This is a genomic window from Vibrio limimangrovi (assembly GCF_054064025.1).
Genome location: NZ_JBSUGF010000027.1, coordinates 1 through 7,349, shown reverse-complemented (window position 1 = coordinate 7,349; position 7,349 = coordinate 1). Strand labels below are relative to the sequence as shown.

At 36.6% G+C, this 7,349-nt stretch carries 6 protein-coding genes; 4 read left to right on the top strand and 2 right to left on the bottom strand.

Translation table 11 applies throughout. From position 1 onward, the window contains the following. Window positions 1-135 precede the first annotated feature (135 nt). Complete coding sequence (locus ACWYU8_RS21815; protein WP_457521825.1) at window positions 136-282, bottom strand: OST-HTH/LOTUS domain-containing protein; 147 nt, start codon at window positions 280-282, stop codon at window positions 136-138. Between the two features lie 348 nt (window positions 283-630). Between ACWYU8_RS21815 and ACWYU8_RS21810 the strand changes: the two genes are divergently transcribed. From ACWYU8_RS21810 to ACWYU8_RS21795, 4 genes are all read left to right on the top strand, one after another. Then, window positions 631-1,005 carry a PTS lactose/cellobiose transporter subunit IIA gene (locus ACWYU8_RS21810; RefSeq protein WP_457521824.1) on the top strand — a complete coding sequence of 125 codons (375 nt, stop codon included), beginning with the start codon at window positions 631-633 and terminating at the stop codon, window positions 1,003-1,005. 1 nt (window position 1,006) lies between these two features. After that, window positions 1,007-1,312, top strand: a complete 306-nt coding sequence (locus tag ACWYU8_RS21805) for a PTS sugar transporter subunit IIB (RefSeq protein ID WP_457521823.1) — start codon at window positions 1,007-1,009, stop codon at window positions 1,310-1,312. A gap of 110 nt (window positions 1,313-1,422) precedes the next feature. Continuing rightward, window positions 1,423-2,727: a PTS sugar transporter subunit IIC gene (locus ACWYU8_RS21800; RefSeq protein ID WP_457521822.1), complete on the top strand. Its 1,305-nt coding sequence runs from the start codon at window positions 1,423-1,425 to the stop codon at window positions 2,725-2,727. Continuing rightward, window positions 2,724-4,151, top strand: a complete 1,428-nt coding sequence (locus ACWYU8_RS21795) for a glycoside hydrolase family 1 protein (RefSeq protein ID WP_457521821.1) — start codon at window positions 2,724-2,726, stop codon at window positions 4,149-4,151. Before ACWYU8_RS21800 ends, ACWYU8_RS21795 begins: the two co-directional genes overlap by 4 nt. Window positions 4,152-4,358: 207 nt before the next feature. On the opposite strand, the gene ACWYU8_RS21790 is transcribed toward ACWYU8_RS21795, so the two are convergent. Beyond that, window positions 4,359-7,088 (bottom strand): sigma-54-dependent transcriptional regulator, encoded by a 2,730-nt coding sequence (locus tag ACWYU8_RS21790; protein WP_457521820.1) that lies wholly within the window; start codon window positions 7,086-7,088, stop codon window positions 4,359-4,361. Between the last annotated feature and the right edge of the window lie 261 nt (window positions 7,089-7,349).

Below are 7,349 nucleotides of genomic sequence, written 5' to 3'. Positions count from 1 at the left end.
TCACAAGAAACCGAATATACGACCGCATCTTAACTTTGAATTGCTAAATCACTTTGTAAATACGTGGATTCCATATACGAAATGGGGCATTTTTGAGTTACCCGATTGCAGTATGTCGTCAGCGAAGGCAGCACATCATTTTTGTTTGCTTGCCTTTGTTATCAGCTGAAACTCCATACCAGTACGTTTAGTGTTACGGGTTCTATAGCGCGTTGGATATTTATCAAAAAAGTCAGATAACTTCTTCAACCCGTAGTTTCGAGGGTCAAAATCTGGCTTCATAAAGTCGTTTTGATCTCCCCCTCAATCCAGTCCTGCCTATGCTTGAGATGTTCATCCATCTTTCATTAAAGCTTAGAGCTAATTTCAATTAAGTCTCAAAACTTAGTTGCTCGTCGATTACTTAACTATTAACACACATAACCGTGTTATTAGTGTGTCTCATCATACGAACTTAGTGTGTTATCCATTTTTTAGTGTGTTGATTGTGTTTTAATGTCGTTTTAACTCGTTGATATTATAAGAAATAACCTGTGTTGGCACGCTTTAAGCATTATAAATGTACATACCAGGAAAATTAGTGTTCAAGGTATAAATAACAATGAATATTTTTATCACCCAGAGGTAGATATGACCGAACTAAAAGCAATCGATTCAGACATTGAAGAGATTCAAAATCTATACATGGAACTCATCGTTAACGCGGGTGAAGCTCGTAGCTGTTCTTTTGAAGCAATTGGTTTAGCAAAAGAGAAAAAGTTCCAAGAGGCAAAAAACTGTTTAGCTAATTCGAAAGAAAGTGCGCTATTGGCACATAAAATACAAACGGATCTAATTCGTAAAGAAGCTTGCGGAGAGTTAGTCAATATTTCAATTACTTTGATTCATGCTCAAGATCACTTAATGACAGCCTTGTTGGCACGAGAAGTCTCGGAAGAATTTATTGCAGTGCATGAAGAATTAGCTGATATAAAAAAACAACTATCTGAATTAAAAGGGGAATAAAATGAAAATACTTCTATGTTGTGGCGCTGGTGCATCTACAAGTTTAGTAGCAGAATCTATGTTTAATAGCTTATCACCAGAAGAAAAAGAGTCTTTTGTTATTGAAGCGAAGTCTTTTGATCATTTTTATGAAGTATATGATAAATATGATGTTATTTTGCTTGGCCCTCAGATTAGATATAAAAAGCCTGAAGCAGAAAAAGCAACAAAAGAGTTAAATATTCCTGTAGATTCAATTAATCCCATGGATTATGCAATGCAAAATGGTGCTGAAATTGTTCAGCATGCAAAAAACCTATTGGGTTAAAGGGTATAGCTATAATTAATATTAATAACCCCTATATCTCCTGATACTGATATTAATTGTATAAAAAAGGTGGTGATGTACCCCACCATCTTTTTATAAAGGACTGAACAATGAACAAGCTTTCAAGTTTTTTTCAAAATAAATTTGTTCCCATAATGGTTGCACTTGGTGAAAACCGCTACATGCAAGCCGTACGTAATGGGATGATGATGATTATACCGTTTATTATTATTGGTAGTATTTTTACGGTAGTAGCTAGCTTTCCATCTAAGGCATGGGCAGAATTAATTGAACCATATGCTGGTATGATTAATGTTGGTAATACCATGACATTCGGCATGATATCTCTTATTGCTGTTGCCAGCATCGGTTACCACATGGCGGTTGTCCACAAGATAGACCCTATTGGTACTAGCGTTACAGCACTTGTGGGTTTTTTAGTATTACAAGTTAATACCGAAGACTTCAGTGTTATGACGTCAAACTTTGGTGCATCTGGTTTATTTACAGCTATTGCTGTTGGATTATTATGTGCGGAAACTATAGTATTCTTCTACAGACGTAAAATAACAATAAAAATGCCTAAAGGTGTTCCTAGTTATGTCTCTGACTCCTTTACAGTAATTATTCCTGCACTAGTATTTATTACATTCTTATGGTTTATTCGAGTATTTTTAAACTTCGATGTTAACTTATTAATTGAGCGTATTTTATCTCCCTTAGTGTTTGGGTTAGATACCCTTCCTGGCATTCTTATCCTAACATTTTTTACATCACTTATTTGGGTATGTGGCATTAATGGCGATAATATTTTTGCTGGTATTGTCTACCCTGTGTTATTGGGATATTTAGCTAACAACTCTGCTGCGTTTGCAGCTGGAGAAGCGATCCCACATGTAACGGCCTTCGGCTTCTTTTATTTTAATTTATGGTTAGGTGGTACCGGAGCTACTGTTGGTTTAGTAATTCTTATGTTGCGCTCACGCAGTAAAACATACCGGTCACTTAGCAAAATCTGTACTCCTCCGACAGTATTTAATATAAATGAACCTTTAGTATTTGGCTTTCCAATTATGTTAAACCCGGTAGTTCTTCTGCCTTATGTGTTGACCCCTGTAATTCTGCAAGCGGCGACCTACGGCTTAATGTATTACGGTTTGATTGGAAAAGTTGTTGTTGCTATTCCTTGGACTACTCCTCCTCTATTAAGTGGCTACTTATCTACTGGTGGTGATATCAGAGCCGTAGTTTGGCAAGCAATATCCATTGTGATTTCAGTGTGTGTTTATTATCCATTCTTCAAAGTTTCAGAGAAAGCGAAACTTAAAGAAGAGCAGGAGTTAGAAGCTGCTGCTAATACAGAAGTGAAAGACAATGATAATAAACAAATGGTTAAGGGAGAGGTTTCAGCTTGATATACAAAAATGTAAAAAACTTCCCAGAGAATTTTCTCTGGGGAGCCTCAACTGCCGCGTATCAGGTAGAAGGAGCCCATGAACTGTATGGGCGAAAGTTATCTACAGTTGACCTCAACATCAATCCGAACTATGCCGATACCAGCATCGCATCTGATCATTATCATCGTTTCCGGGATGATGTTGCTTTAATGAAACAACTTGGGATGAAAGCTTATCGTTTTTCAATTTCGTGGAGTAGAGTTATCCCAGATGGAATCGGGGATGTAAATCCGGAAGGAATTAAATTTTATAGCGATTTGATTGACGAACTACTTGCTAATGATATTGAGCCTATTGTTACGATTTTTCATTTTGATATGCCACTAGTACTTCAAAATAAATATGCTGGCTGGTGTAGCAGAGCGATTATTGACGATTTCAAAAATTATTGTCATACATTGTTTGCTGAGTTTGGTAATAGGGTTAAATATTGGTTGACGATTAATGAACAAAGCAACATGTTCTTGCTGCCATACCTTGTTGAACTAGACCCTGATAGCAATAAAACTAAAGAACAACAAAAGTATCAGTTAAATCACAACATGATGCTAGCTCATGCTCAAGCGGTTCATTTGTGTAGAGAATTGTTACCTGAAGCTAAAATCGGCCCAGCTATCGGAATTGCACCCAATTACCCATACAGTTGCCATCCCGATGACATTCTTGCTGCACGTGAGGCGAATGATTTCCATACCTGGCTATTTATGGATCTATATTGTCACGGGAAGTATAGAGACAATGTTTGGGCTTACATGGTTGAAAATGATTGTGCACCTACTATTGAAGATGGTGATATGGAAATCATTGCCAGTGCCAAATCAGACTTTATAGGCTTGAATTATTATAGTAGTAAGGCTGTAGCTGCATGCCCTGAGAATGAGGACGCTAGTGAAAAGGTTCTTAATTTTGACGGGACAGATGGCGAATCTAAACATGAAAAAAGGCCTGGGCTCTATCAAGGAAAAGACAACCCACACCTAAAGAAAACACCTTGGGAATGGGAAATTGACCCTGTTGGGTTACGAGTTTTACTTAACGAGTTAAATGATAGATATCATTTACCCATACTGATCACTGAAAATGGGGTTGGAGGTATAGATGATGTCGACTCTCAGGGTGAAGTGAATGATGATTATCGAATAGACTACTTACGAGATCACATAGAACAGTGCAAACTCGCGATTTCGGATGGTGTTAAGCTATTTGGTTATTGTCCGTGGTCGTACATTGATTTGGTCAGTACTAGTAGTGGGTTTAAAAAACGCTATGGTTTTGTTTTCGTTAACCGTACTGATAGTGACTTAAGAGATTTGAAGAGGGTTCCGAAAAAAAGCTTTTATTGGTACCAAAACGTTATTAATAGTAATGGTGAAGTTCTCTAATTTATAATTATTAGAACTAGCATAGAAACCTAGAGGTTTTGATGTTATCTGGCAGTTATCAACATGAATAGCTGCCAGTTTTTTTATCTTCTACATACTCTAATATCGCATGTATAATGAAACAAAAATATAGACCATAAATATATTAAAAATGTCACTTAGCCTTCAATTCTACAGCTATAAGTTTTCATGTCCTGGAAACTAGTATCAGCTTAGATCATCTTCTTTAAATAAGTGATATAGATAAAATAGCTCGTCTTTAGAAAATTTAATAGCGTACTTATTCCCTAAGGTGTTTAAGCTTTGATTTAGCGAAGTATAAATATCTTTACTTATTTCTGGTGATGTTAAGGTAGAAGGATATTTAGCTAATGGTTCATTATTGGCCAATGAATCCATCGTACAAGCTAAATGTAGTAGTATCCCATATTGTAGACTTAAGGAAACTTTTTTCTTGCTTATTTTTTCAAATCGATAAATAAGATGGCGAATATCGAAAATTAATTCATCCTTATCAAATTTAGAAAATTCAAATTTTGTTATACTTAGCCCTTCTAAAATACCAAGCTCATATTCAACTTGATATTTTATATCTTCTATTCCTTTACCAGAAAAAATATGCTCTAAATCATAGTGAGGCACCGAAAGGTTTGTTTTAAATGGACCAGTAACACACAAAACAAACTCGTTTTGTTCAACCAACTTCAACCTATCACTAATATTTTCTTCTCCGACTAAATTAATAGGTATTATGTTTATTTTTTCAGCATAATCAGCAAGACTTCGTTCTAAGAATTTTTTTAGATAAATTGCAGATCCTTCACCTGTTGTACAAATAGTAATGATTGTCAGTTTAAGGTTATGAGCTTCCTTAAAAGACAGTAAATCATCTCCTTTATAATCAGTTTTTGTATTGCGTAGCATCGCAATATTATCAATTGTCACTTGAAGCGTTTCGTCATAGATAAAGTCTAGTGGATATCCAAGCATAGCTTTACCACAAGCAGCTAATACGTGAGGCGCACTGGTCATTGAAATTGTTTTTGTTTTTATGTTCAGCTCTTTTTCAATATCAGCACCAAAATTCATTAATGACCCCATATCCACAAGTAAAAGAACATCACAGGATGGTGATCCTTTCAGAAAATCAACGATTTTCGTATAAGTACTGGATGGAGAATCACTAAGAGCCATATTAAACCCAGTACAGTAATTTCCTCCAAGCAACTGATTACAGGTAGCAGCGATGGAGGTTGCGGTAGACTCGCCATGATGAACAACTATGACTTTAACTTGATTGGAGGCTAAATTTAGCTTTTCATTTCCCGCAGCTATAAACATAGTTAGGAAACCTGCTTCATCAACAGGAGTGTGCACATCAAATGTTGAATTAATAATGGATAAACATTGAGTGGCTACTTTAAATTGAGTTGGGTACTGCTCCTTAATTTCTGTGAGTTTGGGGTTATTTATTCTTTTGTTATTACGTAATCTAACAAGTAAGTTTGCTAGATGAAGTACCATAGCGTGTTTAATGCTATCCGGTAGTGCATTACCTAGCTGTGATTGACACAACATCGATATCTCTTCAACTAAGGAAATCGTGGTTTCTCCAGCCAACTTTTCCAAGTTTTTATTACTATGGTCAGCCTGAGCGACCTCAATACAGTGGCCGAGATAGTTGTTGATATCACTTGCAACAATTTTATCTAATTGCTCTTCTGTGCTTCCGATTTGTTTTAACTGATTTACCCTCTTGTCTATGAGTTCATATATATTTTCCGTTTTCCCCATAGCAAAATCGGACACATTCGATAGGTTATCTTCTGTGAAGAGGTAAAAGCGTTGGTCAATACAGTTTAAATGTGTCCATATCTGCCTGTGCTCAGTATATAAATTTAATCCAGATTTTATATTATCAGGCAAGTTATAGCTGGATATTTGGAGCTCAGTTTGACGACCGGTAATAAAATCGGCATAAGCTTTAGCACAAAGTATTCGAATATCACCTTCTAATTGACCAATATTTGATGGGCAATCGTAACCAAGTAGTGATCGAACGGCATTGATTGAAACTTTAATTGGCCTTTGCAACCGTGCTGATTCTTTAGAAATAAAACTCGTAATCAAGTTTAATCTTTCTTCAATACTGCGTTCACGTAGCGGTGGAAGCGTAATCCGCATAGGAATACGTCGTACAAAGGTACTTAGGAGCTCTGACTCAGGGTTTTCGGTCGTGGCACAGATAATTAAAACTTTAGATTTACGTTTTGTGTCTGCTTCTCCTAAACGTCGATAAAGTCCTGTATCAATGAATGTAAATAGCATCTCTTGCCCCTCTGGAGGGAGCCGATGAACTTCATCTAAAAATAATATTCCTCCATCAGCAACATCAAGTAACCCAGGTCGATCACTGTCGGCGCCTGTATAAGCCCCTTTTTTACACCCGAATAACTGTGAAACGAGTAGCTGAGGATTGTTTGAATACTCTGCACAGTTAAATATTACAAATGGTGCGTCCACAGTCAGGCAATTAAGTCGTATTGCACTCTTATGTATTAGGCTAGCAAACATTGATTTACCCGTTCCCGTTTCTCCTTGTAGCATAATATGCATACCATTGGGCGGGTAAAGAATGGCAGCTTTTGCTTGCTCTGCTGCACCATAAAGACTAGGACACATAGTTTGAATTTGTTCTAAAGCGGTAGGCTTTTGATCTGGCTCGATGTGCTGTTCTGTTACTCCCATTGTTACCGCTCGATAATAGACTGGGCGAATACCAGATTTTATTACCTTGCCATCTTTACATAGTTTATTTAAATCACCACTGACATTCGCTCGATCAAGGTTTAACTCCTCTGCTATATCGAGAGTTGTCATGCCTTGTTTACTATTGTTTTTGAGTAAGTATTGGAAAATAGAATCTATTCGCTTCATGGTTGATCTAATATTTGGCGCAAGTTACGAAAATAATACAACAATTAGGTGAAGAACTATATCTATATAGCTGCTTACAATAGTAAGTCACCAACTTGATAGACCACGAATTTCATACTAGAAACATTAGGTCAACTTAGTCAAAGAGAGCTTCAGCAAAATGCCATGAAGGACTACTCTATCGTGATGTATGGAATCCACTCTTCCCCTGCCAACCTAAACTTAGCAGGATGAGATAAATATCTGAGGGTTCCAACATGC